Raw genomic sequence first — 26,903 nt, forward strand, 5'->3', positions numbered from 1 at the left:
TTAGGTAATTCTTCATCAATATCTATATTACCATCGGATTCAACTATATGTTGCTGAATAAATCTTTCAATAAGTTCGGCTTTACTTTTAAGTTCATGTGAGGTGTTCATTAAGTCATTAATATGTTTAATATCTTTATCAAAACTAGGATCTTTTGGATTTAAATCTTTTAGTAATTGGATAATATATGAAACATTAATTGTATCTCTTCTTAAAAGTTCAATTTCAAAATCAATATCATCTATGATACTTACTTTTTCTTTACTCATTCTTTTAACATATTTATCATATAAATCAAGGTATTTGGTTTTAAATCCGATCATTTCTTGTTCTGTAAGTTTTATATCATCATATGTAAATTCAACAAATGTTAACATACGATTTAGGCCTCTTAAAATATTTTTAAATATTGTGACAAATTTAACTATGTCTTTTTCATCTTCAAGTAGATCAACATCCTCAAAAAGTGGTGTTAACAGAAGTAATCTATCAATACATTTGTTAATATCTTCAACATAATCCTCATAAGGCCTTACAACTACAAACTCTGTTGCTTCTTTATCTGAAAATAGTCTAACTGCTTCATCAGTACGTTTTTTTAGGTTTCTAAAGCAAACAATATTTCCTTGCATTTTTTTATCATTATAAATACGATTTGTCCGGGAAAATGCTTGGATTAATCCATGATATTTAAGATTTTTATCAACATATAATGTATTTAACAATGGATTATCAAAACCAGTTAAAAACATATTCACTACAAGTAAAACATCAATTTGTTTGTTTTTACTTCTTTTACTGACATCAACATAATATTGATTAAATGTATCTGTGGAAAAATTTGTTCCAAATAGTTTATTATAATCTTTAATTTGATTTTCAAGATAATCTCTTTGATGTTTTTCATTAATTAATTCTTCATTTGCACCATATGAGTATATTGTAGCTATTTTCAAGTCAGAATTTTTATTTTTAAATATTTCGTAATATTTATTTAAAACAGGGATTGATGAAACAGCAAAAATACTTGTAAATTCTTTGTTATAAGTTTTTGCATTATGGTATTTGATAATGTAATCGGTTATTTTACCAAGTCTTTCTTCAGATTCCATCACTTCTTTTTCATCAATAGCTTCAACATCAATATCTACTTTAACACGATTTTTAAAAGTTCCTACATAATCTATACAGAATTGTAAAACATTTTCATCGTGAATTGCATTTTTAATTAAATAAGAGTGTAATCTTTCACCAAATAAATCATGAGTGGTTTTATCTTTATTAGCATTTTCTGCAAATATTGGTGTTCCAGTAAAACCATAATAATTAATATCTGTAAAAAAGTCAGTAATGTCTTTGTGCATATCCCCAAATTGACTACGATGACATTCATCAAAAATTAAAATCATTCTCATGTCTTTTTTATCAATTAATTTTTTATCTTTTCTTTTTACTGCATGATGCAATTTTTGAATAGTAGTAATAATAAGTTTATTTTCGCCAGTTAATTGTCTAATTAATGATTTCGTATCATCTGTTCCATCAACTGAGTTTTCACAAAAACTATTGAATTCTTTTGTTGTTTGATAATCTAAATCGTTTCTATCAACAATAAACATTACTTTATCTATATTTTCTCTTTGAGATAATATTTGACAAACTTTAAAACTGGTTAAAGTTTTTCCAGAACCCGTTGTATGCCAAACATATCCATTTAATTTTGCAGATACTCTCTCTAGGATAGCTTCAACTGCATAATATTGATATGCTCTTAAAACCATTAATGATTTTGAAGTTTCATTTAAAACCATATATTGAGCAATCATTTTAGATAATTGGCATTTTTCTAAAAATGTTGAAGCAAATTCTGTTAAACTTGTAATATTTCTATTTTCTTTATCTTTCCAGAAAAATGTAAAATTATAATTTAGTTCTGAATTATTAGCAAAATATTTCGTGTTTATTCCATTACTTATTACAAAAATTTGTATATAATTAAAAAGATTATGGTAGGAATGTAGTTGATATCTTTGTATTTGTCTAAATGCTTGTTTTAATTCTACTCCATTTTTTTTAAGTTCAATTTAAACTAATGGTAACCCATTGATTAGAATTGTAACATCGTATCTATTTTCGTATTTTCCTTTATATGTGATTTGATTAGTTACTTGGAAAATATTTTTACACCATTCTTTTTTGTTTAAAAATTTTACATAAAAAACTCCATCATCTCTTTGAAGTTCGAATTGATCTCTTAATTTTTTTGCTTTTTCAAAAATGGATCCTCCTTCTAAGTAGATTAAAATTTTTTTAAATTCTGATTCGTTGAATTTTGTTTTATTAAATGATTCTAATTGTTTTTTAAAATTATATTCCAAATCAGATTTATCTTTTAGGATTACTCTTTCATAACCTTCGTTTTCTAATTGTTTAATTAAATTATTTTCAAGTCCTGCTTCACTTTGAATGGCCATTTTTTATCCCTACATTATGTTAATCTCATAATTATAAACTAACATCAATATTGCTTTAATAATAGATTTATAATATCTTTTTATTAAAGTTATTTAAAACATATATATTTAATAGTAATATTAGAAAAAAGGATACAAATTAATAAAAAGATTAAAAAAATTGAATTAAAAATTAGCAATTAAATAAATTTAAATTAATAATCATCATAATCGCCGTCATCATCAATGTAGTAGTCATCAGAACTGTCATCGGATGAATCATCGAATATTGGATCATTGTTGTTATCATCATCGTAATATATGTTAACGGCTTCACTTTCATCGATTAAATCAGATCCGCAGTGTTCACAAACAGCGTTGTTTGGATCATTCAATCCTCCACAAACTGAACATGTTATCATATTTTCACCTCTCGGAAATTGTATTTAATTACATATAGTTTTTTCTAGCATATGTTAAATATTATTAGATTTCTTTTAGAGATAATTCATTTATTTTAATAATTTTTTATTTTTTTAGGTAATCCAAAAATTTTATATTGCGATATGAACATATAATATTATCATAGAAAAAAGGTGATAAATATGGCAAAAAATGCAATAATTACTGGCGGTTCCAGAGGAATCGGTAAAGCAATGGCTTTAAAATTAGGTGAACTCGGATACAATGTAGCTATTAACTACAGAAGCGATTCATCCAAGAAATTGACTGAAGATTTAATCGAAGAAATCAAATCAGAATATGGTGTGGAAGCTATTGCAGTACAAGCAGATGTAAGTGTATTTGAAGATTGTGAAAAATTAGTCAATGCAACAATTGAAGCATTTGGTGAAGAAATTGATGCTTTGGTAAATAACGCAGGTATTACAAACAACTGCAACTTCATTGACTTGCAGCCTGAAGATTATGAAAGAGTTATCAACACTAACCTTGTAAGTATGATGCACATGTGTCACTTGTGCTTACCGTACATGGTTGACCGTGACACTTCCATTGTATGTACTGCTTCTGTTGGAGGTTTGACTGGTGTTATTAACCAAGCAGATTACTGTGCTGCAAAAACTGGTGTAATTGGTTTATGCCGTGCTCTCGCTTTGGAATTTGCACCAAGACAAGTACGTGTTAATGCAATCGCTCCTGGTATGATCATGACTGACATGCTCAGAGGAGTAAATCAGGATGAGTTAAATGCTCTTGCAGCTACAATCCCTCTCGGTAAGATCGGTGATGTAGAAGAAATTGCCGGTGCACTCGAATATATTTTAGGTGCTGACTATTTAACCGGACAAGTAATTTCACCTAACGGTGGATTTGTCTTACAATAAGTATAAACATCCTTAAACATTATTTATATTGTAGTAAAATATTAATACCATGATATAGTACTATTATTGAGGTGTTAATATGGATAAGAAAATATTATTAATATTAGTTGCAGTTATAGCAATTCTTGTTGTAGGTGCAGCATTTTTAATGAATCCTTCAAACAACCAGTCTAAAATAGATGTTTTAACTAAAGGACCTCTTCATGTAGGCAGTACATTCCAAGTCAGGTTGGCTGCTCCGGACAATAGTTCAATAGCTAATGAAAATGTTTCATTTGTAGTTCGTGACAGTAGTTCAAATATTGTTGTTAACAAATCCGTGAAGACAAATCAATTGGGTGTAGCATCTTTAGAGCTTGATAATGTTTCAGAAGGTCAGTACACTGTTAATATTACATTCCATGGTAATGATAAGTTTAAAAATTCCACAATTACCCATACGTTAAAAGTGGAAGCAGGTTCTAGTGACCCGGTGCCTATTGAAATAGACAACAGCACTTCTAACAGCACTTCTAATACTACCAATAGCAGCAGCGGAAATGGTAGAAGTTCAAACGACGGTTCATTTTATAGTGCTCAGTCTGAAAGAACATATTATGCTGGTGAAATTGATATGGGTCCTGACGGCCACCACTGGAAACATATTGGTAATAATGAATGGGTAAGAATCGATTAATTACCTTTTCATTTCTTTTTTTTTAAAAATTTTCAATTAGCTATTTCAAAAAATTTAATTAATTCAAATTAAATACCATTAAATAGGTGTTGAATATGGATTATAACAAAATAATCATATTGTTAATAGCTATAATATTGCTGATTCTTGTTGCAGGTGCAGCATTTCTGATGAATTCTCCATCTAAAGAAGATTCACATATTGTTGTTGTAACGGATAATGTAATTCATGCAGGAAATACTTTTTTGGTTAAATTGGCCGATTCGAATAATTCTTCAATAGCCAATGAAAATCTCACCATTACAGTCAGTGATAATAGTTCACATACGGTTATCAATAAGCAGACAACGACAAATGATAAGGGAGAAGTGGCTTTAGGGATTAATAATATTTCATCAGGCAATTATACAGTTAATATTACTTTTAATGGTAATGATAAGTATAAGGAATGTAATCTTACTTATAATCTAAGGGTAGTTAATGATTCTGTTGAGGTATTGTCTAATGACCCTGTCAGTTCTGATGTTGACGAAGGTGCATTCTACAGCGGCCAGGCAGGAAGGACAGTCTACACAGGTGAAGTTAACTTAGCTCCTGACGGTCATCACTGGAAACATATGGGTAACAATGAATGGGTAAAAATCGATTAGTTTCCCTTTCATTTTAAGATTACAAACAGTAATTGAAAACATCTAGGACTGTATTTTGCACGTTATATTATAAACTTTTATATGTATTGAAAAACATAATTATATTTATTATTTATTAGTAGGAGTTTACTTTTTATGTCAATTGAAAAAGATGCTGAGAAAATTATAGATGAATTTTCAAAAACTTTAGATAATATTCCGGATTCAGAGGAAACCTGGTATATTACTGATAATTTAAATTTAACTCGTGAAGATGTACCTCATGAAAAAAATCCTGAAAAAATTTTAAGAAATGCTCATATTGATAAAGATGGTAATCTTAAAGTTAAAAAGGCAGATTGGGTATAATTTAGGTGATTTATAATGAGATTAAACTTAGTTATTGAACTTTTAGATGTTCCTGGACAGTTAGTTTCTGTTTTGGAGCCTATCAGTGGACTTGGTGCTAATTTAGTAACTGTCATTCATAAAAGAGAAGATAAGAATGAAGACGGTAAAATACCTGTTCAACTTACTTTGGAAGGAGAACAAGAAAATCTTAATAGAGTAATTGAAAGATTTAATGAATTGGGTTTTAGCATCATTGAAAAGGATGGTATCATTAATAAGGAATATATTAGTACCATATTGATTGGCCATATTGTTGATAATGATGTAAGAGACACTACAGACAGAATTAATGCATTGGATGGAATTTATGTAGTTGGGTTTGATATAAGATTAGATGGTGAAGATAAATCTACTGCATTGCTTAATTTGGAAGTCGCTTACGGTAAAAAGCAATTCGCCTTTGATGAAGTTAAAAAGATTGCTGATGAAAAGGATTTACTTATGATTAATGAAGTGTAGTGATAGTATGAAGGAATGTAAAATAATTATTATGGGATTTGGATCAGTGGGCCAAGGTATTGCCCAAGCAATCGCATTAAAAAAAGCTATGATTAAGGATAAATATGGTGTTGAGTTAAAAGTTGTAGCTGCTGCAGATTCATCCTCTTCCGCTATTAACCAGGATGGTTTAGAAGAAATGTTACTCATTCACAGCAAAAACAGTGAAGGTAATTTATCCTCTTATCCGGATTATGGATCAGATATTTCCGGACTCGATGTTTTGGATGCTGTTGAATATGATTTATTAATGGAAGCAACCCCTACTAATATCACAACTGCAGAACCGGCATTATCTTTAACTCTTAAAGCATTTGATCAAGGAAAAGATGTTGTAACTTCCAATAAAGGTCATTTAGCTATTAAATTTAAGGAAGTTACTTCTGCTGCTGAAAAGAATGGTGTCGAATTTAAATATGAGGCCAGTGTTGGCGGATCAATGCCTATCATTAACTTTACTCGTGACACATTATCATCCTGCGGTATTAAATCCATTGTCGGTATTTTGAACGGTACAACAAATTATATTTTGTCAAGGATGACTTCTGAAGGTTCTCCTTATGAAATTATTTTAAAGGAATCTCAAGAATTGGGAATTGCCGAAACTGATCCGACACAGGATGTTGAAGGTATTGATGCAGCTTGTAAGACTGTAATTTTAGCAAATTCTCTTTTGGGAATTGATGCAACTTATGATGATGTTGAGGTCAACGGTATTTCAAGTATCACTCCATATGCAATAGACCTTGCCGGCAATGATGGATACTTAATTAAGCTGATAGCTGAAGTTTCACCTGATACTCTGAAGGTTTCCCCTCGTTTGGTTAAAAAGGGAAGTGCCTATGATATCGGAGGAACATTAAATATGGCTACAGTCAAAACAGATTTGGCTGGTGATGTTACAGTTATGGGTCTTGGTGCAGGTTCCCTTGAAACTGCATCCGCAATGTTGACTGACGTGATTAGTATTTTAAAAACTAAATACTAATTTTTCTTATTTTTTTTGGATTTGATGATTATGAAATATGTAATTTTTATTCCTGATGGTTCTAGCGATTATCCTCTAGATGAATTAGATGGAAAAACTCCTCTCCAGGCTGCTGAAACCCCAAATATTGACAAATTAGCTCAAAATGGTTTCGGAGGATTTACAAATAATGTTCCTGATGGCTATACTCCGGGGTCTGATGTTGCCAATATGAGCATCTTTGGTTATAATCCTGCTGATTCTTACACTGGACGCGGACCTCTTGAAGCAGGAAGCGTTGGAATTGATACAAAACCTACAGATATTATTTTCAGATGCAATACCATAACGGAAAAGGATGACTCCATGGAGGACTTTAATGCAGGACACATCACTTCTGAAGAGGCGACCATTTTGATGGATGCATTAAACGATTACTTCAATGAAAAATATGAAGGTTTCAAAGGCAAGTTCTATGCAGGAATAAGCTACAGGCATTTATTCGTATACTCATGCGACAGTGAGGAAGACGCTGACCTTTTGGCCAATCTGGATACTGTTCCGCCACATGATATTGCAGGTGAAAGCTTAAGTGAATACACTTCATGGGAAGATGACCTTGCCGTTAAGATTAGAAATATAATGTATGAGGCACAGGAAGTATTGAAAGACCATGAAGTAAACAGAAAGAGAATTTCTGAAGGCAAAAACCCTGCAAACATGGTATGGCTATGGGGACAAGGTCCAAAACCAAGATTGCCGGATTTCAAACAAACCTACGGATTGACTGGTGCTGTCATAACTGGTGTTGACCTGCTTAAGGGAATAGGAGTATTTGCAAATCTGGATATTGTTGATGTGCCTGGAGCTACAGGATTTTTTGACACTGACTATAAGGCAAAAGGTGAATACGGTATTGAAGCATTGAAAACTCATGATGTTTTGTTTATCCATATAGAAGCGCCTGATGAGGCAGGCCATGCTCAATTGATTGATGAAAAGGTAAAAGCTATTGAAAGGATTGACGAGTTTATAGTCGGACCAATCATTGACAGTTTGGAAGGCGAAGACTTCAAAGCAGCCATATTGCCGGACCATCCAACTCCAATATCTCTTGGAACACACACTCGTGATGATGTGCCGCTGGTGGTCTATGTGTCTGGAAAGGATGGTGACGGATGCACTTCCTTTGATGAGGAAGGAGTAAAGACTGGCTCAATCGAAAAGCAAGAAGGTTATAAATTATTATCAAGAATGATTAATGAATTTTAAGGTGATAAAATGAAAGTATTATTGGTAAATGGAAGCCCACATAAAAACGGATGTACCTACACTGCATTAAGTGAAATAGAAAAGGTATTGAATGAAAACGACATAGAAACCGAAATATTCTGGATACGCAACAAAGCTATTCAGGGATGTATTGCATGCGGTAAATGTGGTGAAATAGGAAAATGTGCCTTTGACGACATCGTCAATGAATTTGCAGCTAAAGCTGAAGATGCTGACGGATTCATTTTTGGTTCTCCAGTATATTATGCTGCAGCAAGCGGTCAAATTACATCATTTTTGGATAGGCTATTCTATTCAAACGGAAAACTGTTTACCCGCAAGCCTGGTGCAGTTGTATGTTCTGCAAGAAGAGGTGGAACAACAGCAACCTATGATCAGTTGAACAAATACCTGGGAATTACACAAATGCCAATCATTTCATCTTTCTATTGGAATATGGTTCATGGAAACACTCCTGAAGAAGTATTGCAGGATGAAGAAGGATTGTCTACAATGAGGCAATTGGGTCATAATATGGCTTTCTTCTTAAAATGTATAGAAGCAGGTAAAAAAGAAGGATTAGAGGCAACTTCTGTAGAAAAGCTTAAAACTAATTTCATTAGGTGAGAATGAATATATTTAAAACTCCTGAAGGTTATTTATTTTCAAATAAAGCATTATTCATTTTGTTTTTACCATTGCTTTTAGAATATGCTTTGGAATTTTTTGTGGGACTGGCCGATTCCATAATGGTGGCGTCACTAGGTGAAGCTGCAATTTCAGGCGTGTCCCTCGTTGATTTTTTAATGCAATTGCTGATTTTTTCCTTTTCGGCTCTTGCAACCGGTGGTGCCGTAATAGCTGGACAGTATTTGGGTGATAAAAAAGTTAAACATGCTCAAAATGCTGCAAATCAGCTGATTAGATTTTCAGCAATTTCATCACTTATTTTTATGGTAATTGTTCTTTTTGCAAGGCATTTTTTCATATCTATTCTCTTCGGTCATATTGAAGCCGATGTGTGGAACAATGCAGATATCTATCTGTTGATTGTTGCCCTTTCGATTCCATTCATTGCGATATATAGTGCGGGAGCAGCTATTTTCAGAACAACCAACAATGCATTTTACCCGATGCAAATCATGCTTGTGTGTGATATTGTAAATGTTATAGGAAATGCATTCTGCATCTATTATTTGGGCTGGGGAGTTGAAGGTGTTGCAATTCCAACGGTTTTATCAAGGGCATTATCCGTAATACTGATTCTGTACTTCCTTTCCGATGAAGACTACACTCTACATATTAAGAAATCATTAAGATATAAATTTGAGTGGCCACTTTTAAGAAACGTATTGAATGTAGGCGTTCCATATGGAATAGAAAATGGATTGTTTCAGTTTGGCCGTGTTCTGGTATTGAGTTTGGTTTCAACATTCGGAACAATGGCGATTGCTGCAAATTCTGTCGGTTATACAATTGGAATATTTTCCATTCTGCCGGGTTTTGCAATTAATCTGGGATTGACTGCCATAATTTCAAGATGCGTTGGAGCAAATGATTATGACCAGGCCAGATATTACAATAAAAAATGTATTTTCCTGGTTTTCATAACACACATCATAATAAACATTATCATATTTGCATTGCTGCCGTTCATACTGGATATCTATAATCTGTCAGACCAGACTGCGTCAATGGCAGCTGAAATGATTATATGGCATGGTATTTTTGGAATAATAATATGGCCGTTTGCATTTACCCTTCCTGCAACATTCAGGGGAGCAGGGGATTCAAAATCAGTAATGTATATAAGTTTGATAGTGATGTTTACCTGTAGGATTGCCTTATCCTATGTAATAGCTGACTGGTTAGGCGTTGGAGTCTTCGGAACATGGATAGCAATGTTTATCGACTGGTATGTGAGGGCAGGAATTTATATATACAGATATTTCTCAAATAAATGGACAGAATACAGGGCAGTTTGATTATGGGCGAAATTATTTCCAGGGATATTCATGATTTTATGCTGAGAAACATTACGGGGATTATTTGCCCATTATATATTATGATGAAAAAATAGAATTTTACGGATTTGGATGGTGTTAATATGGTTTTATTTAGTGGAGATATAAAATGCAAGAGTTTACAGAGAAGAACTTCAATAAGTGTGATTCTGCCTGCGGATAACATACACTTCTTGAATGATACAGAAGAAATTGTTGAAAAGCCCTATAAGACTTTATATTTGCTTCATGGTCTTTATGGAAGTGATGACATATTCCTGGCCAATACTTCAGTTCAGAAATTTGCTGAAGACCATGGTATAGCTATTGTAATTCCATGCGGGGAAAACAGTTTCTATCTGGATGACTATAGGTCTCACAGACTCTTCGGTGAATATGTCGGTCAGGAATTGCTTGATATTACAAGAAACATCTTTCCTTTATCTGATAAAAGGGAAGACACGTTCATTGCCGGATTTTCGATGGGAGGATATGGAGCCATCAGAAACGGCTTGAAATACTGTGATAATTTTTCCAAAATCGGAATGATATCTGCGGCACTGATAACTGATGATATTGCAGATTATGGTGATAATCATAATGTATTGTACTCCAGGCAGTTTTACGAATCTATTTTCGGTGATTTGGATAAGGTTAAAGGCTCAGATAAGGATCCTAAATACCTCATTGAAAACTGTGACAATATTCCTGAAATCTACATGGCCTGTGGTTTGGATGATTTCCTGTTTGAAAAAAATGCTGATTTTTACAGGTTCTTAAATTCAAAGGATATTGATGCTACCTTCGTTGGCGGTGAAGGTGAGCATACCTGGGAATTTTGTGATGAGTTCATAAAAGAATTCATTAATATATTATGAAAAAATAATAGTTGGAGTTTAAAAACTCCTTATTTTACAATTTTAGGTTGTCGATTGCATGTATTAATTCTCTTACATGCATATTTTTGGTTTCCTGGTCTGCAAAACTGTATTCCTCAAAGTAAAATGCAGGTATTCCATGTTCATTCAGTGGAATAGTCAGGAATGGTCCGCTTGTTGTGGACTCCGGTGAATAATAGCTGATGTTTTCACATTGTTTTGAGACATTTGATGCTATATTTTCCCCCGGACCTTCGTTAACAGGACAGAATACGAATGTCTTGAAAGGATATGCTCCTATATTTGAGTGGACATCAATCGCTGCTTTGTAGCTTCCGTTTACTATTTCAGGATAAACATATTTTTTTGCCAGGTTCTGACCGTTTTTTCTTCCCTGATCGTCCTGGTCGGAGTAGCCGGCTCCATAGTGGCCAACGTCTTTTGTAACGTTTATTATGTATATGTCATAGTTGTATTTGAGGTTATCCGTTTTCGGAAGCAGGTTGACCAGTGTTTCATGGACTTCATGCTCTAGGGGATGGACTCCAACAACATAGGCTATTTTTTTACCGTTTGGATTTCCAACATTCCTGATGACTTCAACTGTACCCGGATCATCTGATGAATTCGCTAGCACTTCGCGGCTTGTGCCGTTAGCTTTCTGGATTACTGGATTATCAACAGTATTATTCGTAAATACTTGTGTAGCTACAAGAAATATAAAAGCACATAAAATAATTATTAAAATGACAATTGCAATATTGTATTTATTTTTCATAAATGTTATGCCTCCTGGCTTATATCTATATCTTGTTTTTAAATTTGAAATTATTATATATTATGAATTACAATAATTATTATATTAATAATTAATTATGGAGAGGATTTTTCTGACAAAATATATTATAATTACTGGAGGAGTAGTCAGTTCCATTGGTAAAGGAATTACTTCTGCCTCTATGGGTAGGATTTTAAGATCTTACGGTTTAAAAGTTTCAGCTATTAAAATAGACCCTTATTTAAACTGGGATTCTGGTACTCTAAATCCTTATCAGCATGGGGAAGTTTTTGTAACTCATGATGGAATGGAAACCGATTTGGATTTAGGGCATTATGAAAGATTTTTGGATGTTGAACTTGACGGGCTGGCAAATATTACAACAGGAAAAGTTTATGAATCTGTCATTGCTAAAGAAAGAGAAGGAGGATACTTGGGTGAATGTGTACAAGTCATTCCGCATATTACTAATCGTATTAAGGAAATGATTAGAGAAAATTCAGAAAGTGCAGATTATGATGTAGTTTTAGTTGAACTTGGAGGTACTGTTGGGGATATTGAAAGCCAACCATTTTTAGAAGCTTTAAGACAACTTAGAAATGAAGAAGGACGTCAAAACGTTATGTTCGTCCATGTTACATTTATTCCCTACCTAAATGCAGCTGGTGAATTCAAAACAAAACCAACTCAGCATTCTACAAAAGAATTAAGAAGTGTCGGTATAAATCCTGATGTTATTGTATGCAGATCACAGGTTCACATTGATGACGCACTGCTTGGCAAAGTTGCTCACTTCTGTGATGTGGACGCAGATGCAGTTGTAAATACTCCTGATGCAGGTACAATTTATGAAGTGCCTTTGGTTTTGGAGGATAAGAATATCGGTCAGCTTATTGTAGATAGAATTGGCCTTGATATTGAAGCAGATTCTTCTAAATTGGATGAATGGAGAGAAATTGTTGAATCTTTAAGAATTAAAGACCCTGAAGTAACAATAGGTATTGTCGGAAAATATGTTGAGCTTGAAGATGCTTATATCAGTATTAGAGAATCCCTCCAGCATGCAGCTGCAAGCATAGGCGTTAAGGCAAATATTGAATATTTAAGTTCTGATGTTGATAAAATTGATGAAAAGTCTTTAGCTAACTTTGATGGTATTCTAATTCCTGGAGGATTTGGTGAACGCGGATTTGAAGGAAAATTGGATGCTGTTGATTATGCTATTGACAATAATGTTCCTTTATTTGGAATATGTTTAGGTATGCAGTCAATGGTTACTCAATTTGCAAGACGTAACGGCTATTCTGATGCAAACAGTTCCGAATTCGATGACAATTTGGTCCATCCTGTTATTGACATGATGGAAGAGCAAAAGAAAATCAAGAACATGGGCGGAACAATGCGTCTGGGTTCATATGACTGTAAGATTATTGAAGGAACTAAAACCTATCAAGCTTACGGCGAAATTGACATTGAAGAGCGTCACAGACACAGGTATGAGTTTAACAACGATTACAGAGAAGACCTTATTGAAAAAGGTTTAATCATTTCAGGTACCAGTCCTGATGATTTCCTGGTTGAAATTGTTGAAATTCCAAATCATCCTTGGGCTATCGGATGTCAATTCCACCCTGAATTTAAATCTAGGCCTAATAGGCCACACCCATTATTTAAATCATTTTTAGAAGCTATTTATGAGTATTCTAAAAATTAATTTTTTTTCTTTTTTTGATAATAATTGTTTAAGGTATAACCGTCCTGTACAATATTACCTTCTTTTTGATTATTACCGACTTAATTTCTATCTAATTAATATACTACTTTTTAAAAATTTTTATTCATGATTTTAGATTATATTTTTTTAATTCAAATAATATTTACATTGTTCATTTCCATTATCTTTTGTTTTTTTGATATTAAAAAAGGATTTCTTCCAAACAGATTGAATTATATTCTGGTGGCTTTCGGCTTCATGTCAAATCTGCTTTTGACAATAATTACAACCAACGTTAAATTCATTTTCTTCTCAATTATTTCATATTTTATTACTTATGTTATCACTTTGCTATTATGGGAATTGAATGTATGGGGTGGTGGTGATGTAAAATTATTTTCCTCAATTGCAGCAGTCATACCATTTGGCATAAATAGTTCATTTTTTAACATTTCGCCGCTGCTGTCATTTTACCCATTTTCATTGACGGTAATGATAAACAGCATATTGGTTTCATTTCCCTTTTTGCTTGGATTGATGATATATCTGATAATTAAAAACGATGTTTTTGATGAAAACATTGAAGTATTTAAGGGATTTTTTAATTATAATGGTCTAAGGATATTGGTTGACTCCAGCTTTAACAAACACATAAATATCACTGATTTAAAGGAAGGAATGATGATCAACAACTTTTATTTTGACAATGATTATGTAAAGTACCTGATTGAATCCAGCAGGGATAGCAATCTGAAGGTATTCAAAAGCGATGATGATGCATCCAAATATTATTTCAAAACACTGACTGCAGGAGGAATTACTAAAATGGATATGTATCTGCTTAAGATAATGAATGCTCAACAGATAATTTCAAATCAAATCTCAATAAAAATAGGCTTTCCTTTTGTTCCGGCAATACTTATAGGACTGATATTGGCTATTTTTTATGGGGATTTATCGGTGATAATCATAAAAAATATAATTTTCGTGATATAAATGATAAAGGATAATAAAGGACAGATTTCTCTTGAATACCTGTTGATATTTGCAGTTTCACTAATTCTTCTAATTGCATTTACACTTCCTCTTCTGGAATTTGGCCTTGAGAATACCATGGATTTGTCAAATTCTCTCAATGCCAAATCTGAACTTTCAAAGTTGTCAAATTCAATATCTCAAGTTTATGGAGAAGGCCAGGGATCAAGGCAAACAATTTATATAACTCTAAATAAACCAGTAGATGTTAAAATAACTTCTTCATACATATCTGCAGTATTTAAGCTAAGTGATGGAAAAAATAAGCAATTAAAACTTAATCATAATTCAAATCTCAATTCAGGTAGTTTATTTTTGGATAAGGGTGAAAATAAGATAATTGTTGAATGGCCTGTTGGTAGTGAAAAGATGTCAGTTTTCAAAAAATATTAGCACAAAGCTTTTAAATAGTAACTAATTAAATATTTAATTATATTTTAAATTAAATGAGTGATTAAATGGATTTTATAGTTGCTATTATTTATGTAATTTTATTCATAGTGCTGATGATATTTGTTTTTTCAATAGCTATGTTAAAGCCATTCATGTCTAAAAAGGAAATGGTCTTGGTTTTAGCAGTTGGTTTTTTCATTGGTGCATTAGGAGGGGCATTTTTCTTAAGTCCTATTTACTCGGAAGTGCCCGAAGTCGCAACAGCTATTGAAAAAGTAATTCCAGGCAATGAAGAAGTATTATATCTTGATTTATCATCATCAACTGATATCAATGCATTGAGAAATGATTTGTCTAAGATTGAGGGTGTTAAGAGTTTTGAAGAAACGGGGGTTACGATTCCTCTGTGGTCATTCTCAGATACTGAATATGCGTTCTTCAATTCTTCGGTTCCAAATATGGATTCTCATTTTGGAAACTATTATGTCAACAAGACAGATGGAACAGTTTATATTGCTCTAAAGAATTATTCCTCTTCTGAGGCATTGAAATCTTTTGCTGACTGGTATAAGGAAAACTTTGACGGACCGATTAACTATGCACAGGTTCACGTCAAGATTGTTGTGTCCTCTTCAGCTTATGATAAAGTTAAACAGACACTTCTTCAAAAAGGTATTGTAGCATCTTCTGTAGAGGGATCTGTACAGAGCAGTATTGATAATTCAAATACTACACTTCTGTCCAACGTCCAGTTTGTGGCTATTTGTGGAGGAATAGGTCTTATTGTTTCTGTCTTAGGACTTTTCTTTGAAACATTTGTTGTTAGCAGAAGAAGATTCAAAAGATTCGTAAGGAGAAAAAGGAAATATTAGATGAAAGTTGCAGTATTATTTTCCGGAGGTAAAGACAGCACCATGGCTGTTTACAATGCTTTGGAAAGTGGACATGAGGTTGAATATTTGCTTGCCATGAAATCAGCCAATGACGAGTCATACATGTTTCATGTTCCCAATATCCACCTTACCGATTTGCTTGCAGAAGCCATGGATATTCCTATAGTCAGTATTGAAACTGATGGAGTTAAGGAAGAGGAGCTTGAAGATTTAAGGAAGGGTTTTGAAAAACTGAAATCTTTAGGCATTGAGGCCATATATACAGGTGCACTTTACTCAACTTATCAGAAGTCCAGGATAGAAAAATTGGCTGATGAAGTTGGATTGAAAGCCGTTTCTCCATACTGGCATGTCGATGAACTTGAATACATGAATCTTATTGTATCCCTTGGTTTTGAAGTAATCATAAGTGGTGTTTCTGCCTATGGATTGGATGAGAAATGGTTAGGCCGTAAAATCGATGAAAAATTAATCACTGATTTGCTTAAGCTTAATGAAAAGGTTGGACTCAATCTTGCATTTGAAGGAGGCGAAGCTGAAACTCTGGTTTTGGATGGCCCTATTTTTAAAAAAAGAGTAAAGATATTAAAAGATAAAAGGCAATGGCATGTGGATAGTGGATTATACATTATTGAAGATGCAGTTCTAGAAGAAAAATGATTATTGGTCAATTTCTTCTAAGAATTTCATTATCTTTTTTTCATAGGATTCAAGGTCGCTTTCATTGATTATTATTTTATCTGAAAGGGAAATGACATCTCCTATTCCCCAGCCAAGTTCCTGCTGGTCTCTTTTGATGAATACATCATAATCAATAGTATCGTCTTCCCTTTTTCTGGATTTAATTCTTTCAAAACGTATTTGGGGATTTGCAAATATGGAAACGATAAGAAAATCATCAAAATTTTGCTTAAATAAATCGACTTCATAAGGACTTCTAATTCCGTCTACGATAATTAGTGAGTCGAAGCCGTCATCTATTATTTTCTGGATTCTTTCAATAGTTAACTCGGCAACGATATACTGGCCATGTTCTTTTCTCAAATTATCTGCTGTTTCTTTTGTTGATTCGCCACGTTTTTTTGCTTCTTCACGTATGATATCGCCCATAACTACAATCATTGCACCATTTTCTGATGCGATATCTGAAACCAAAGCTTTTCCAGATCCAGGTAATCCTGACACACCTATTACTCTCATTTTTTATCCTCTTTAATTTTAAATAATTCCAATGATTCTTTTAAGTTATCTTCATTGTTAAAGTCTTCAATCAGTTCTTTTAGTAATTTTTCATCCTGTGACTTTAAGTCACTGGCTATTTTAGTCATAAAGGGTATTGCACGTACAACATTGTCTACAATTGAAACATCAGACATTTTAGATGTTCTTGAAAGTGGATTCAAGTCAATTGTGATTATGTTTTTTCCAGTTTTGGATAAAATTTCTGCCCTGTCGCCGTCTTCAAGAGGCACTAATACTGTATCTGCACTGTATATTCCTGTTTTACATGCAGAAGCTCTTGGATTTTGGATTTCATTGATATACATTATTTCATCATCCATGGATCCAAGTATTTCAGGTTAGCCATGTTCGCGATACAGTTCTGTAATCTTTTCTACCCTTTCATCAGTCCTATAAAATAAGTTGATTTCAATCTTTGCATCTATGGCTTTTGCAAATTCTATTATTTCATCTATCGCCAGAGCGGTTGTATTTCCATTAACGGAAATCACTGGATTTTTGGATAAAATCATCAGGGCTACCGTTACATACATGGCTCTTTTTGCAGGCAGTGTTGTCCTTTCGCCAAGCAGATAGTCAAATGCCTCTCCTCTGCCGTGAGCAATCATGGCTGAATCTGCAAGATAACCTGCTTTTGATGCCTTTACAATTTTATCTCTTAGTACTAATGATTCATAACGTGGGTGAGCTTTTGATAACATGCATTTCCTCTATTTTAACTCAATATTTATTTGTGCTAAGTAACCAAGGAATGTTGGTATTGTAATAAGCATAACTGATATCAATAGGATATGTGTCGTATAATTTGAAATAAGTATGTTGTGATTGTTTGGAATTACAAAGAAAACCAAATCAAGAACGATATCAATTATTGCAAATAATATTCCTCCAAAAAGTCCTTCCAATACTTCATTTTTGTTAATTTCTCTTATATAAAGAATTGAGAAAAATCCTGAAACTATAATGATAAATAGAACTAGAATTAAATTAGAATTGACAGTATATGCATCAATAATTGGATGTGTAACTGAAAAAACTAAATGGGTTATTATCCAAATTAATACTCCATAGATGATACCTATTTTAAGTCTCATAAATTATTCTCCTAGAATAATTTTTGTCTTAAAATTCATATAAACTTTTTCTTGGAAATTTGAATATTGTAAAAAAAGTAGTTATTTTTAAAATGAGGTAGGTAATGGGCATTACCTACCTTTTTGCTTGTTTTACAAGCTTTTAGAGAAATGAATTTTAAAGTTTGGCTGTTTTTATTTACATCTCTAAGCTACATTATAGTAGCATAATATATTATGAATGTTATAGTATATATATTTTATAAAAATTCAAGTTTATTTTATTAACAATTTTTATATTGAATTGATTATATAATAATAACTGATGCAAGATTTAGAACATGAGAATTATATTTTAAATTCAATATTAAAAAGTTCCCCCAGTTCTGAAAATTTTTCATATGAAGAGTATAGGAAATTTTCACCAGCTTATTACAGCGATTTGAAGGAACAGCTTTTGGATGAGTATCATGGTAAGGAACTGACAGATATTGAAGGAAGTAAAATAATTGATACTCCTTATGGAGATACCTTACAGATTGTCAATAAGCGAAGGATAGATTTTAATCTTCTTGAAAATAATTTTAAAAATCAGATGAATCATAATCTGAAATTGCTTCCAAAAATTGGTATTAAAACAGAAGAAAACCTGAAAAAACAAGGGTTCAATACAATAGAGTCCCTTTTAAATCATGATTCACACAAGAATAATGCACGTGACTTTTTAGAAAGCATTGACAGCATGTCATTTTCTGAAATAATCGATTTGTTAAATCGCAACAAGTATGGAAAAGCATGTAAGGATAATCTGATTAAATGCATAAGCATTCCTGATGTTGAAAACTTTAAGTTTATGGATATAGAAACATTGGGCCTTTCAAATGTTCCGATAATATTGATTGGCGTTGCCGAAATAAAGGGAAATAATATAGTTTCATCCCAATATTTTTTAAGGGATCTTGACGAGGAGCCTGCCGTGTTAAAGGCTTATTTCTCACATCTTGATGAGGATTCTGTTCATGTGACATTCAACGGCAAGACATTTGATGTTCCATTTATCAGAAACAGGCTTAATTACCATAGGGTTAACGTTGATTTCAATTTGGCCCATCTGGATTTGATGTATTTTGCAAAATATCTCTGGAGGGATGATCTGCCAAATTGTCAGCTTCAGACAATAGAGAAGTATAAATTTGGAATTGAAAGGGTAGATGATGTGCCGGGACAGTATATTCCTGGCTATTACAACACTTATCTCAGCCAAAAAAATATAGGGCCTATGATTCCAATAATTGAACATAACCGACAGGATATTGTTTCTCTTGCTGATTTTTTAATGAAAATGTATGAAGAGGTTAATTACGAATAGGTGCTTTAAAATGGGTTTATTTGATTTATTTAAAAAAGACGATGATAAAAAGAAAGAAAAGAAAGAAAAAAAGGATAGAAAGCCAATAAAAGTTCCTGATGATGCTGATATTCCTGAAATGGAGTTACAGCTTAAGGATATTGCAATGAATGCTAAGAACAGAAATGAAAGGGCAGCTGCAGCAAACAGTATCACGAACCAGTATGTTGCACTGGATTTGGCTAAAAATGTCAAGGACAGAGCTATCCGATTGATTGCTGCCAACAGAATTGAAGATGAAAGGCTGTTGTGGGATGCTGCTGAAAATTCCAAATTCTATGATGTAAGAAGTTTTGCATATGAACGTTTAGGGGAAAACAATAAATCCATAGCCGAAATGGTAATTAACCAGAAGAAATCAAAAGAGGTAACCGAAATATTTGAAAAGGTAGAGGATGAGGAAACCCTAAAGGACATTGCCGTTAATGCAATCGATAAGAAATACAGAAAGGAAGCCCTGGAAAAAATCGAGGATGAAGAGATTTTAGCAGAAGTGGTATTCGAATCAAAGGACAAGGTAATAAGAAAGAATGCTGTTTTAAAGGATTCATTTACAAATGAAGATACTCTTAAGAAGGTGGCCATGACAGATTCAGACATTGACGTCAGAATTGCAGCCATTTCCAAAATCTCGGATGAGGACAAGCTGGTTGACATTGCAAAAGAGGAGGAAAGCGCAAAGGTAAGGAATGTCCTTTTGAAGAAATTCAAGAATAAGGAGCTATTGAAATCCATCGCAATTTACTCTCCAATGTCTGACGTTAAGCTTGATTTGATTAATATCGTTGATGATGAGGAAATACTTTCTTACATGGTTTTGAATGATGATGACAGCGTTGTCAGAAGTGAAGCAATCAAAAAGATAGATGACGAAGAGATAATGATTAAGGTTGCTAAAAATGATCCTGACAGGTTTGTCCGCCAAAGTGCAGTTAAAAAGATAAAGGATTCTAAGGTATTGGTTGAAATTGCATTGAATGATGAGGATTCCTTTGTAAGAACTCATGCAGTAACAAATCCGAATTTGACCTCAGAGGAGGATTTTTTAAATATAGCTCTTAATACAACACATGAAGACATTGCCCTTGAAGCAATGAAGCATATAACTTCTGAAAAGTATTATATTAAAATATTACATGATGCAAAATTGGAATCCGTAAGAAAGGATACTTTGGATAATATTGACGATTTGAAGGTATTGGTTGAAATCATTTTGGAAAATAATGATTTGGAATTCAGTTTGAAAGCCTTAAATAAAATTGACAATGAAGATGTTATCTATAAGATTTATGAGCAGAATATTCATGATGACATTAATGTAAGATGCATAAACAAAATCAGGAATCAGGAATCATTGACCAATATTCTTCAAAGTGATAAATCCTGGAGAGTAAGGGAAGCATGTGTTAGAAAAATAGTAAGTATCAAGGTCTTGAAGGATGTTTCTTTAAATGATGAAAACGAATATGTGAGAAATGTTGCAAAAAATAGAATTCAGGCATTGAAATAATTTATATATATTAAAAGTCATATGATAACTAGGTGATAAGATGGATTTAATGAGAGAACTTTGTTTAGCGCCAGGTATATCTGGTTATGAAGATGAAGTTGCAGATATTATTGAAAGAGAATTAAAGGATGTTGCCGACTCTATTGAAAGAGATAATATGGGAAACATTATTGCTACTAAGAAAGGTTCTAAAAAAGCACCTAAAATTATGTTGGCAGCACATATGGATGAAATCGGTTTAATGGTCAGATTTATTGATGATAATGGTTTCATTAAATTCTCAAAAATCGGTGGAATTACTGATTCAATCTTAGTAAATTTAACAGTAACTATTCACAGCAGTGTCGGAGAGGATGTTATTGGTGTAATCGGTTCAAAACCGCCTCACGTCACAAAACCAGAAGAACGTAAAAAAGTTATTCCGTCCGATGAACTGTTTATTGATATCGGTGCAAAAGACAGGGAAGATGCAGAAAAAATGGTTGCTATTGGAGATGAAATAACATTCAACTCTTTATTTGTCGAATATCCTAATAACTTGATTATGGGAAAAGCTATGGATAACCGTGCAGGATGTTATGTTTTGATGGAAGTTTTAAAAAGAGTGGAAACTGATGCAACTATTTATGCTGTTGGAACCGTACAGGAAGAAGTAGGTTTAAAAGGAGCTAAAACTGCTGCATTTAAATTGAATCCTGATATGGCTATCGCTCTTGATGTTACATTGTCCGGTGATCATCCTGGAATTAAGCCTGAAGAGGCACCTGTTGTTATCGGTGAAGGTCCATCTCTCATCATATCAGATGCAGGTGGCCGCGGAATCTTGACTTCCACTTCCGTAAAGGAATTGCTTATTAAAGCAGGTGATGAAAACGACATCAAATATCAATTGGAAGTTAGTGACGGCGGAACTACTGACGGTAGTGCAATCCAGTTAATTCGTGAAGGTATTCCTACTGGTGTTTTATCAGTTCCTACAAGATATATCCATACTCCTGTAAGTGTCTGTAGTATGGATGATATTGAATCAACTATTCAATTGATTGTAGCTGCAATAAACAGCTTATAATTTTTTAAAACGATTTTTATCGTTTTTATTTCTTTTTTTTTACTTGGATTATATTTTAAAGAGTATTTCAAGAATTTCTTTAGGAATGTCTCCTTTTTCAGTATAATAATTTTTAATTTGTTGTAAAGTCTCATTTAATTGGTTATTGTCTGTTTTTAATTGGTTATTGTCTGTTTTTAATTGGTTATTGTCTGTTTCTAAGTTTTTATATCCCGTTTCTAATTCTTTTATTTTTGCTGCGGATTTCTTATTTTCTTGTTCAATTAAATATTCGAGTGCTGTTTTTCTTTTTTCCATATTAATCATCTCCAATAATTCTTTTTTCGTGTTTTTGTCTTCTATATTTCTGTCAATCATTATTTCCACAATGAAACATATCTTTGTTTTTAAGGTTTCGTTGATGGTTGTGTTGTTTTTAATCAATTCACAGATTTTTTGAGTTATATATGGTGCTATATCATCTTGAGCAAGTGTTGGTAATACTGCTAATTCAATGGTTTCATCATAGGTTAATTCTTGGTTGTTATTAATTTTGTATGTTATGTTATTTAATCTTTCGTTGATTTCTTTTGGAGATATGTAAATATAATCAGGTCTTAAAAATAATGTTTTTGTTAAAGCTATTTCTTTTTGACAGTATTTTGGATCTACTTTACTTATGATGATAGAATTGGTTAGTGAATTATTATGTATTAGAAGAAATTTAGCATATTCTGCAATTATTTCAAGTTTTTCCATATTTACAATGCCACTTTGATTTTCGATATTGTTTATAATGTTTTCACTTCTTAAATAGGCTATATCCATTCGTAAATTTCTTTTATTAACTGTAATTATTTCAGTTTCAATGGGATGAATATATTCTCCCTCTAAATTGAAATAATTGTGTATTATTTCGCTTAATACTATAAACCCATACTTAGTAGAAATAACCATATGATTAGCAATTTCTTTCATAAACGCCACCTTGTAATTTATAATATATAATAAATAATATATAAAGTTTTTATTATAAATAAAGATAAAATTACTTGATAAAATAAATTTTACTTGCTTAAATCAATATTTGCTTTATGGTGGAAAAATGCCTTATTGATTGAATATTTGCAATATGTAATTTGAATAATTCTGATAATGGTTAGTGAAAAAAGTGTTAAGGAAAGTTGTAATTAACTTTCTATTTGAATCTGTCATCTGATTTTTGTGATTTTGCTTTATTGTGGTTTTTTTCAAACCAGCCGATTTTCAATTCGGTAATTGTGTCTTCATACAGCTGAGGCACATATGGTTTGATATCTAAAAGTGGTGTTCCATCCAGTACATCAATATTTGATACATATACAATGTTTCCTTCAATTTTATCAATCTGTACGACAGATGAACCTATTCGGTTTGGTCTTTTGGGAGATCTTGTTGCAAAGACACCATGGCTATTGATATCCATAAATGGCTTTACTTCGAGCAGATAGCCGTCAACCTTGTGGAGCAAATATAATATGTTAATGTGGGAAAATTCTTCCAGGTCCTTCAGTCCGTCTGCATATTTGTCTTTTATCACCAGTGTTCCTTTCACGCCTTTTGCTCCTGTCGGCTGAATGGGCATCCCTTCAATTTCTGTAAATTCTGTATGTATTGTTCCTATTGATTCCAGTTCTATTTTCATGTTTTATTAGTTTTATTTTTACTGATTAATATATTATTTCATTTCGATTTTTTCGATATGAATGGTTTCAGGTAATCGTATTCAAAATTCTTATTTTTAAAAAAAACGAAACATTTATATACAATTCGATACAATGTAATATTATAAAAATAAACGGAGATGATTTTAATGGAATTAAGTGCTAGAAATCAACTAAAAGGAAAAGTAACAAATGTCGAATTAGGAGCAGTAATGGCTAATATTAAAATCGATGTGTCAGAACCTAACATCATAACTGCTGTTATTACTAAAGAGTCTGCTGAAAGGTTAGGCTTAAAAGAAGGTGACGATGTCACTGCATTAATCAAATCTACCGAAGTAATAATCGGAAAATAAACTGGATTAAATCCAGTTTTAAAATCTTTTTTTTTAAGTTAAGCCATGGCTCATGAAGCCGGGCAGTATAAACAGAATTATTATAATCAGTATCAGGATTATAATAAATTTCAAGTGTTTTATGGTGAAATATACTGCACAAAACACTATCAGTAATTTTAGGATTAATGTTAAGTCCAAGTTATCCTCCAGCCAATATTGTTTTTGTTCCCTGTTTGGATATTTCTTCTTTTTTGAATTCTACGTCGTATTTGACCTTTTCAATAACTTCTTTAAGTGCATCCAAGGTTTCTCCACGATGACCGCCTAATACTGCAACTAAAAATAAGCTGTCTCCAGTGTAGAATTCGCCGATGTAGTGGACGACTGATATTTCAGCGACATTGAATTTTATTTTGGCATTTTCAACTATCGCTTCAATCTCTTTTTTGGTAGTTTCCTTGTCTGGAGTAGTTAATATTAATTTTTCTAAATCCATGTTCTCTTCTTTTCCACGGACTATTCCTTCAAAAGTAAAGATAGCTCCGCAATAATCTATTTTAGTACTTTTCTTAATGTCATTCAATAAATCTGGTATTGTAACTTTGTCTTCTTTTGCTTCAATTACTTTTACAACCATTTTATTACCTCATTATTATATTCTGAAAGTAAGTATATATAACTATTGTTATAGGTCACTGATTTCTTTCACTGATAAATTTTTCAATCTTTCAACGCCTCTGATTTCTTTCATGACTGCGATTGTAGAGTCGGATACGAGTTCCTGCCAGTTTTCATCATTCAAAATCCTTCTTCTGACTTCACTTCCTGACAGATGAATCCTGTCAAAGAGTGGAGGATTTTTAACTTCATAGCCTTCCTCTTCAAACAGCTGCTTGACCAGAGGATTGCCAGAATAGACAATGGAAAATGGAGGGGTCATAAGCTTTACATGGGCTGCCCAGATGGCATTGTAGTTGATGTCTTCCATTGGGATGATATAGTATCTGCTGGGATCGATGTTTTCCTCAGCCAGTGCCTGTGTAACCATGACGACACGTTCACCGGCAGTAAAGGGGTCTTTCAATTCATGGCTTAACTGAGCACTTCCGATACCAATAACAATCTCATCAACTTCATCTAAAATTTTTTTAATAACCTGAATGTGGCCTTTATGGATAGGCTGCATCCTACCGATTAAAATGCCACGAACTTTATTATCCATATCTATCACTTATTATTATATTTGAAGTAAAGTTATATTAAATACTTTTATTATATTATAATTATATTCAATAAAAAATTTTTATGGAGTTGAACTATGGAAAATAAAGAGTTTATAATTATTTGCGTAATTGCTGTGATAATTGCAGCTGTAGGTTTCGCTTTTGTTACAGGCGCTTTTGAACAAAAATCCAATATGGGAAATACCCATTTTGAAACAGATTTCATGTCCGGTTCATTTGTAGGCAATGTGGAAAAGGTAGCTGCTAATGATACATTTCTAGTTTCATATAAGGATAAGGAGCACAACATCACATACAATCTAACTACTATGGACAATTCCTCTGCATTAATGGATATCTATAAGTTCCAGGGTGTGCAAGGTCCTGAACACCGTAAATTCAACGGAAACGAATGGAATATTTACTTTGCAGAAGCTATGCCTGTTGTAAACAACAAAACAGTCACTGATCCGTCCCAAAAAATGGGTATCATAATCGCTGAATGTCAAAAGGAATCACAGGGTTACATTGTATATTCAATCATTGATACAAACAAAGTTAATTTCACTTTAAACACCTTCAGTGATTCTTATACTAATTTCATAGAACCTTTACTCAAGACTATTGATTTGAAACATTCTGATAAAGTTCCTGCAGTACATGAGCAATTCGGATTATCCAAGGATGATTTCAATAAGCAGCTTGAAATAATACATCAAATTGAAGCCGGTAACCGTTCAGCATTGCAAGGTCAGCAACAATGAGGATTACAGTTTTTCATGCAGATGAATGTGACAGGAAGAAATGCACTTCCATCAAAATGGAAAAGTTGGGCAAGTGCAGGCTGGTCTATAATATAAATAAGATACCCAGCGGAGCAATTGTCCTCAATCCATATGCAGAAAAGGCTGTATCATACGAAGATTACAGATTCGTAAAAAGAAGAGGAATTGTAGGGCTTGACTGTTCATGGAACGAAGTGTCAAGTTCTAAAAAATTCTTTTCTTTATCAAAATACCACAGATCATTGCCGTTTTTGATTGCAACAAATCCTGTTAATTACGGGAAGGCCTGCATACTGTCAACCGTTGAAGCGATTTCAGCCACTTTATACATTACACGCTTCAAGGATGAGGCCAGAGATATATTGGACGGTTTCAAGTGGGGCCATACCTTTCTGGAGCTGAATCATGATTTGCTTGAAAGCTATTCTGAGGCAGATACCAGTGCCGAAGTTGTTAAAATTCAGAATGAATTTCTTGAAAGTCATGAATAAAATTTTTTTGGCATTATTGACAACACTTTAATAATGTGATAAAATCAGTTTTTTCGTACTATAATATATTGTATATTTTATTGAATATTTGATATTACTTTTTATGGGTAAAAATTTAATTTAATATTACTGTTTT

30 protein-coding genes and 2 pseudogenes are annotated in these 26,903 nt (G+C 32.7%); 21 read left to right on the forward strand and 11 right to left on the reverse strand.

From position 1 onward, the window contains the following. The 3 genes and pseudogenes from ACKI3Q_RS08315 to ACKI3Q_RS08325 form a co-directional block, all read right to left on the reverse strand. The coding region (locus ACKI3Q_RS08315; RefSeq protein ID WP_407416144.1) for a type I restriction endonuclease subunit R, EcoR124 family at window positions 1-632 on the reverse strand (632 nt) is incomplete at its 3' end. Continuing rightward, window positions 612-2,474, reverse strand: a pseudogene (locus tag ACKI3Q_RS08320) (type I restriction endonuclease subunit R); the annotation flags it as partial. The pseudogene ACKI3Q_RS08320 and the gene ACKI3Q_RS08315, both read right to left, overlap by 21 nt. A gap of 194 nt (window positions 2,475-2,668) precedes the next feature. Then, window positions 2,669-2,875: a hypothetical protein gene (locus ACKI3Q_RS08325; protein ID WP_407416091.1), complete on the reverse strand. Its 207-nt coding sequence runs from the start codon at window positions 2,873-2,875 to the stop codon at window positions 2,669-2,671. Window positions 2,876-3,058: 183 nt separating this feature from the next. Between ACKI3Q_RS08325 and ACKI3Q_RS08330 the strand changes: the two genes are divergently transcribed. The 10 genes from ACKI3Q_RS08330 (at window position 3,059) to ACKI3Q_RS08375 (ending at window position 11,133) form a co-directional block, all read left to right on the forward strand. Further along, window positions 3,059-3,799 carry a 3-oxoacyl-ACP reductase family protein gene (locus tag ACKI3Q_RS08330; protein ID WP_407416093.1) on the forward strand — a complete coding sequence of 247 codons (741 nt, stop codon included), beginning with the start codon at window positions 3,059-3,061 and terminating at the stop codon, window positions 3,797-3,799. Between the two features lie 79 nt (window positions 3,800-3,878). Then, window positions 3,879-4,475 (forward strand): hypothetical protein, encoded by a 597-nt coding sequence (locus tag ACKI3Q_RS08335; RefSeq protein WP_407416095.1) that lies wholly within the window; start codon window positions 3,879-3,881, stop codon window positions 4,473-4,475. A gap of 95 nt (window positions 4,476-4,570) precedes the next feature. Next, window positions 4,571-5,125 carry a DUF3244 domain-containing protein gene (locus ACKI3Q_RS08340; RefSeq protein ID WP_407416097.1) on the forward strand — a complete coding sequence of 185 codons (555 nt, stop codon included), beginning with the start codon at window positions 4,571-4,573 and terminating at the stop codon, window positions 5,123-5,125. 135 nt (window positions 5,126-5,260) lie between these two features. Then, window positions 5,261-5,473: an Asp-tRNA(Asn) amidotransferase subunit GatC gene (gene gatC, locus ACKI3Q_RS08345; RefSeq protein ID WP_149730955.1), complete on the forward strand. Its 213-nt coding sequence runs from the start codon at window positions 5,261-5,263 to the stop codon at window positions 5,471-5,473. Between the two features lie 15 nt (window positions 5,474-5,488). After that, entirely contained in the window at window positions 5,489-5,974 is a 486-nt protein-coding gene (locus ACKI3Q_RS08350; RefSeq protein WP_407416099.1) for an amino acid-binding protein, read from the forward strand. Between the two features lie 7 nt (window positions 5,975-5,981). Beyond that, window positions 5,982-7,001 (forward strand): homoserine dehydrogenase, encoded by a 1,020-nt coding sequence (locus ACKI3Q_RS08355; protein WP_407416101.1) that lies wholly within the window; start codon window positions 5,982-5,984, stop codon window positions 6,999-7,001. A 30-nt stretch (window positions 7,002-7,031) separates the two neighbouring features. Further along, a complete protein-coding gene (locus tag ACKI3Q_RS08360) occupies window positions 7,032-8,252 on the forward strand; it encodes a cofactor-independent phosphoglycerate mutase (RefSeq protein ID WP_407416103.1) in 1,221 nt (406 codons plus the stop codon). Between the two features lie 9 nt (window positions 8,253-8,261). Beyond that, window positions 8,262-8,879, forward strand: a complete 618-nt coding sequence (locus tag ACKI3Q_RS08365; protein WP_407416105.1) for a flavodoxin family protein — start codon at window positions 8,262-8,264, stop codon at window positions 8,877-8,879. A gap of 2 nt (window positions 8,880-8,881) precedes the next feature. After that, window positions 8,882-10,237: an MATE family efflux transporter gene (locus tag ACKI3Q_RS08370; protein WP_407416107.1), complete on the forward strand. Its 1,356-nt coding sequence runs from the start codon at window positions 8,882-8,884 to the stop codon at window positions 10,235-10,237. A 122-nt stretch (window positions 10,238-10,359) separates the two neighbouring features. After that, entirely contained in the window at window positions 10,360-11,133 is a 774-nt protein-coding gene (locus ACKI3Q_RS08375; protein WP_407416109.1) for an alpha/beta hydrolase, read from the forward strand. Window positions 11,134-11,167: 34 nt separating this feature from the next. Here ACKI3Q_RS08375 and ACKI3Q_RS08380 read toward each other — a convergent pair whose 3' ends face one another. Beyond that, on the reverse strand, window positions 11,168-11,911 hold the full coding sequence (locus ACKI3Q_RS08380) for a hypothetical protein (protein ID WP_407416111.1): 744 nt from the start codon (window positions 11,909-11,911) through the stop codon (window positions 11,168-11,170). Window positions 11,912-12,008: 97 nt separating this feature from the next. On the opposite strand from ACKI3Q_RS08380, the gene ACKI3Q_RS08385 reads away from it, so the two are divergent. The 5 genes from ACKI3Q_RS08385 (at window position 12,009) to ACKI3Q_RS08405 (ending at window position 16,606) form a co-directional block, all read left to right on the forward strand. Beyond that, window positions 12,009-13,625, forward strand: coding sequence for a CTP synthase (locus ACKI3Q_RS08385; protein WP_407416113.1), 1,617 nt, complete (start codon window positions 12,009-12,011; stop codon window positions 13,623-13,625). A 126-nt stretch (window positions 13,626-13,751) separates the two neighbouring features. After that, the gene (locus tag ACKI3Q_RS08390; RefSeq protein ID WP_407416115.1) at window positions 13,752-14,621 is read left to right on the forward strand and encodes a prepilin peptidase; all 870 of its coding nucleotides are present in this window, start codon (window positions 13,752-13,754) and stop codon (window positions 14,619-14,621) included. Beyond that, window positions 14,622-15,053 carry a class III signal peptide-containing protein gene (locus ACKI3Q_RS08395; RefSeq protein ID WP_407416117.1) on the forward strand — a complete coding sequence of 144 codons (432 nt, stop codon included), beginning with the start codon at window positions 14,622-14,624 and terminating at the stop codon, window positions 15,051-15,053. A gap of 65 nt (window positions 15,054-15,118) precedes the next feature. After that, window positions 15,119-15,925, forward strand: coding sequence for a hypothetical protein (locus ACKI3Q_RS08400; protein ID WP_407416118.1), 807 nt, complete (start codon window positions 15,119-15,121; stop codon window positions 15,923-15,925). Continuing rightward, the gene (locus ACKI3Q_RS08405) at window positions 15,926-16,606 is read left to right on the forward strand and encodes a diphthine--ammonia ligase (protein ID WP_407416120.1); all 681 of its coding nucleotides are present in this window, start codon (window positions 15,926-15,928) and stop codon (window positions 16,604-16,606) included. Here ACKI3Q_RS08405 and ACKI3Q_RS08410 read toward each other — a convergent pair whose 3' ends face one another. From ACKI3Q_RS08410 to ACKI3Q_RS08420, 3 genes and pseudogenes are all read right to left on the reverse strand, one after another. Continuing rightward, a complete protein-coding gene (locus ACKI3Q_RS08410; protein ID WP_407416122.1) occupies window positions 16,607-17,146 on the reverse strand; it encodes an AAA family ATPase in 540 nt (179 codons plus the stop codon). Continuing rightward, window positions 17,143-17,889 (reverse strand): annotated as a pseudogene (locus ACKI3Q_RS08415) (phosphopantothenate/pantothenate synthetase). Before ACKI3Q_RS08415 ends, ACKI3Q_RS08410 begins: the two are co-directional and overlap by 4 nt. Window positions 17,890-17,898: 9 nt before the next feature. Next, window positions 17,899-18,282 carry a hypothetical protein gene (locus ACKI3Q_RS08420; protein WP_407416124.1) on the reverse strand — a complete coding sequence of 128 codons (384 nt, stop codon included), beginning with the start codon at window positions 18,280-18,282 and terminating at the stop codon, window positions 17,899-17,901. A gap of 301 nt (window positions 18,283-18,583) precedes the next feature. On the opposite strand from ACKI3Q_RS08420, the gene ACKI3Q_RS08425 reads away from it, so the two are divergent. From ACKI3Q_RS08425 to ACKI3Q_RS08435, 3 genes are read left to right on the forward strand one after another with little or no spacing between them, the layout of a single operon-like run. Then, window positions 18,584-19,630 (forward strand): ribonuclease H-like domain-containing protein, encoded by a 1,047-nt coding sequence (locus tag ACKI3Q_RS08425; RefSeq protein WP_407416146.1) that lies wholly within the window; start codon window positions 18,584-18,586, stop codon window positions 19,628-19,630. Between the two features lie 10 nt (window positions 19,631-19,640). Continuing rightward, window positions 19,641-21,179: a HEAT repeat domain-containing protein gene (locus tag ACKI3Q_RS08430; protein ID WP_407416126.1), complete on the forward strand. Its 1,539-nt coding sequence runs from the start codon at window positions 19,641-19,643 to the stop codon at window positions 21,177-21,179. A 40-nt stretch (window positions 21,180-21,219) separates the two neighbouring features. Next, window positions 21,220-22,248, forward strand: a complete 1,029-nt coding sequence (locus ACKI3Q_RS08435) for a M42 family metallopeptidase (protein WP_407416128.1) — start codon at window positions 21,220-21,222, stop codon at window positions 22,246-22,248. 48 nt (window positions 22,249-22,296) lie between these two features. Here ACKI3Q_RS08435 and ACKI3Q_RS08440 read toward each other — a convergent pair whose 3' ends face one another. Together ACKI3Q_RS08440 and tsaA are read right to left on the reverse strand one after the other, a co-directional pair. Then, window positions 22,297-23,205: a hypothetical protein gene (locus tag ACKI3Q_RS08440; RefSeq protein WP_407416130.1), complete on the reverse strand. Its 909-nt coding sequence runs from the start codon at window positions 23,203-23,205 to the stop codon at window positions 22,297-22,299. Between the two features lie 220 nt (window positions 23,206-23,425). Continuing rightward, window positions 23,426-23,911, reverse strand: a complete 486-nt coding sequence (tsaA, locus tag ACKI3Q_RS08445) for a tRNA (N6-threonylcarbamoyladenosine(37)-N6)-methyltransferase TrmO (RefSeq protein ID WP_407416132.1) — start codon at window positions 23,909-23,911, stop codon at window positions 23,426-23,428. 168 nt (window positions 23,912-24,079) lie between these two features. Here tsaA and ACKI3Q_RS08450 point away from each other — a divergent pair, with 168 nt between their 5' ends. Beyond that, a complete protein-coding gene (locus tag ACKI3Q_RS08450) occupies window positions 24,080-24,286 on the forward strand; it encodes a molybdopterin-binding protein (protein WP_407416134.1) in 207 nt (68 codons plus the stop codon). Between the two features lie 181 nt (window positions 24,287-24,467). Here ACKI3Q_RS08450 and ACKI3Q_RS08455 read toward each other — a convergent pair whose 3' ends face one another. Together ACKI3Q_RS08455 and ACKI3Q_RS08460 are read right to left on the reverse strand one after the other, a co-directional pair. After that, a complete protein-coding gene (locus ACKI3Q_RS08455) occupies window positions 24,468-24,905 on the reverse strand; it encodes a molybdopterin synthase catalytic subunit (RefSeq protein WP_407416136.1) in 438 nt (145 codons plus the stop codon). Window positions 24,906-24,953: 48 nt separating this feature from the next. Next, the gene (locus ACKI3Q_RS08460; RefSeq protein ID WP_407416138.1) at window positions 24,954-25,490 is read right to left on the reverse strand and encodes a nicotinamide-nucleotide adenylyltransferase; all 537 of its coding nucleotides are present in this window, start codon (window positions 25,488-25,490) and stop codon (window positions 24,954-24,956) included. A 96-nt stretch (window positions 25,491-25,586) separates the two neighbouring features. Here ACKI3Q_RS08460 and ACKI3Q_RS08465 point away from each other — a divergent pair, with 96 nt between their 5' ends. Together ACKI3Q_RS08465 and ACKI3Q_RS08470 are read left to right on the forward strand one after the other, a co-directional pair. Further along, the gene (locus ACKI3Q_RS08465) at window positions 25,587-26,255 is read left to right on the forward strand and encodes a hypothetical protein (protein ID WP_407416140.1); all 669 of its coding nucleotides are present in this window, start codon (window positions 25,587-25,589) and stop codon (window positions 26,253-26,255) included. Next, on the forward strand, window positions 26,252-26,767 hold the full coding sequence (locus ACKI3Q_RS08470; protein ID WP_407416142.1) for a DUF367 family protein: 516 nt from the start codon (window positions 26,252-26,254) through the stop codon (window positions 26,765-26,767). Before ACKI3Q_RS08465 ends, ACKI3Q_RS08470 begins: the two co-directional genes overlap by 4 nt. The last annotated feature ends 136 nt before the right edge of the window (window positions 26,768-26,903 follow it).

Source organism: Methanobrevibacter sp., from assembly GCF_045636185.1.
Classification (GTDB): domain Archaea; phylum Methanobacteriota; class Methanobacteria; order Methanobacteriales; family Methanobacteriaceae; genus Methanocatella.

Coding starts and splice junctions, on each gene's coding strand:
- ACKI3Q_RS08325 (WP_407416091.1), bottom strand. CDS start 2,875: ATGATAACATGTTCAGTTTGTGGAGGATTGAATGATCCAAACAACGCT.
- ACKI3Q_RS08330 (WP_407416093.1), top strand. CDS start 3,059: ATGGCAAAAAATGCAATAATTACTGGCGGTTCCAGAGGAATCGGTAAA.
- ACKI3Q_RS08335 (WP_407416095.1), top strand. CDS start 3,879: ATGGATAAGAAAATATTATTAATATTAGTTGCAGTTATAGCAATTCTT.
- ACKI3Q_RS08340 (WP_407416097.1), top strand. CDS start 4,571: ATGGATTATAACAAAATAATCATATTGTTAATAGCTATAATATTGCTG.
- gatC (WP_149730955.1), top strand. CDS start 5,261: ATGTCAATTGAAAAAGATGCTGAGAAAATTATAGATGAATTTTCAAAA.
- ACKI3Q_RS08350 (WP_407416099.1), top strand. CDS start 5,489: ATGAGATTAAACTTAGTTATTGAACTTTTAGATGTTCCTGGACAGTTA.
- ACKI3Q_RS08355 (WP_407416101.1), top strand. CDS start 5,982: ATGAAGGAATGTAAAATAATTATTATGGGATTTGGATCAGTGGGCCAA.
- ACKI3Q_RS08360 (WP_407416103.1), top strand. CDS start 7,032: ATGAAATATGTAATTTTTATTCCTGATGGTTCTAGCGATTATCCTCTA.
- ACKI3Q_RS08365 (WP_407416105.1), top strand. CDS start 8,262: ATGAAAGTATTATTGGTAAATGGAAGCCCACATAAAAACGGATGTACC.
- ACKI3Q_RS08370 (WP_407416107.1), top strand. CDS start 8,882: ATGAATATATTTAAAACTCCTGAAGGTTATTTATTTTCAAATAAAGCA.
- ACKI3Q_RS08375 (WP_407416109.1), top strand. CDS start 10,360: ATGGTTTTATTTAGTGGAGATATAAAATGCAAGAGTTTACAGAGAAGA.
- ACKI3Q_RS08380 (WP_407416111.1), bottom strand. CDS start 11,911: ATGAAAAATAAATACAATATTGCAATTGTCATTTTAATAATTATTTTA.
- ACKI3Q_RS08385 (WP_407416113.1), top strand. CDS start 12,009: ATGGAGAGGATTTTTCTGACAAAATATATTATAATTACTGGAGGAGTA.
- ACKI3Q_RS08390 (WP_407416115.1), top strand. CDS start 13,752: ATGATTTTAGATTATATTTTTTTAATTCAAATAATATTTACATTGTTC.
- ACKI3Q_RS08395 (WP_407416117.1), top strand. CDS start 14,622: ATGATAAAGGATAATAAAGGACAGATTTCTCTTGAATACCTGTTGATA.
- ACKI3Q_RS08400 (WP_407416118.1), top strand. CDS start 15,119: ATGGATTTTATAGTTGCTATTATTTATGTAATTTTATTCATAGTGCTG.
- ACKI3Q_RS08405 (WP_407416120.1), top strand. CDS start 15,926: ATGAAAGTTGCAGTATTATTTTCCGGAGGTAAAGACAGCACCATGGCT.
- ACKI3Q_RS08410 (WP_407416122.1), bottom strand. CDS start 17,146: ATGAGAGTAATAGGTGTGTCAGGATTACCTGGATCTGGAAAAGCTTTG.
- ACKI3Q_RS08420 (WP_407416124.1), bottom strand. CDS start 18,282: ATGAGACTTAAAATAGGTATCATCTATGGAGTATTAATTTGGATAATA.
- ACKI3Q_RS08430 (WP_407416126.1), top strand. CDS start 19,641: ATGGGTTTATTTGATTTATTTAAAAAAGACGATGATAAAAAGAAAGAA.
- ACKI3Q_RS08435 (WP_407416128.1), top strand. CDS start 21,220: ATGGATTTAATGAGAGAACTTTGTTTAGCGCCAGGTATATCTGGTTAT.
- ACKI3Q_RS08440 (WP_407416130.1), bottom strand. CDS start 23,205: ATGAAAGAAATTGCTAATCATATGGTTATTTCTACTAAGTATGGGTTT.
- tsaA (WP_407416132.1), bottom strand. CDS start 23,911: ATGAAAATAGAACTGGAATCAATAGGAACAATACATACAGAATTTACA.
- ACKI3Q_RS08450 (WP_407416134.1), top strand. CDS start 24,080: ATGGAATTAAGTGCTAGAAATCAACTAAAAGGAAAAGTAACAAATGTC.
- ACKI3Q_RS08455 (WP_407416136.1), bottom strand. CDS start 24,905: ATGGTTGTAAAAGTAATTGAAGCAAAAGAAGACAAAGTTACAATACCA.
- ACKI3Q_RS08460 (WP_407416138.1), bottom strand. CDS start 25,490: ATGGATAATAAAGTTCGTGGCATTTTAATCGGTAGGATGCAGCCTATC.
- ACKI3Q_RS08465 (WP_407416140.1), top strand. CDS start 25,587: ATGGAAAATAAAGAGTTTATAATTATTTGCGTAATTGCTGTGATAATT.
- ACKI3Q_RS08470 (WP_407416142.1), top strand. CDS start 26,252: ATGAGGATTACAGTTTTTCATGCAGATGAATGTGACAGGAAGAAATGC.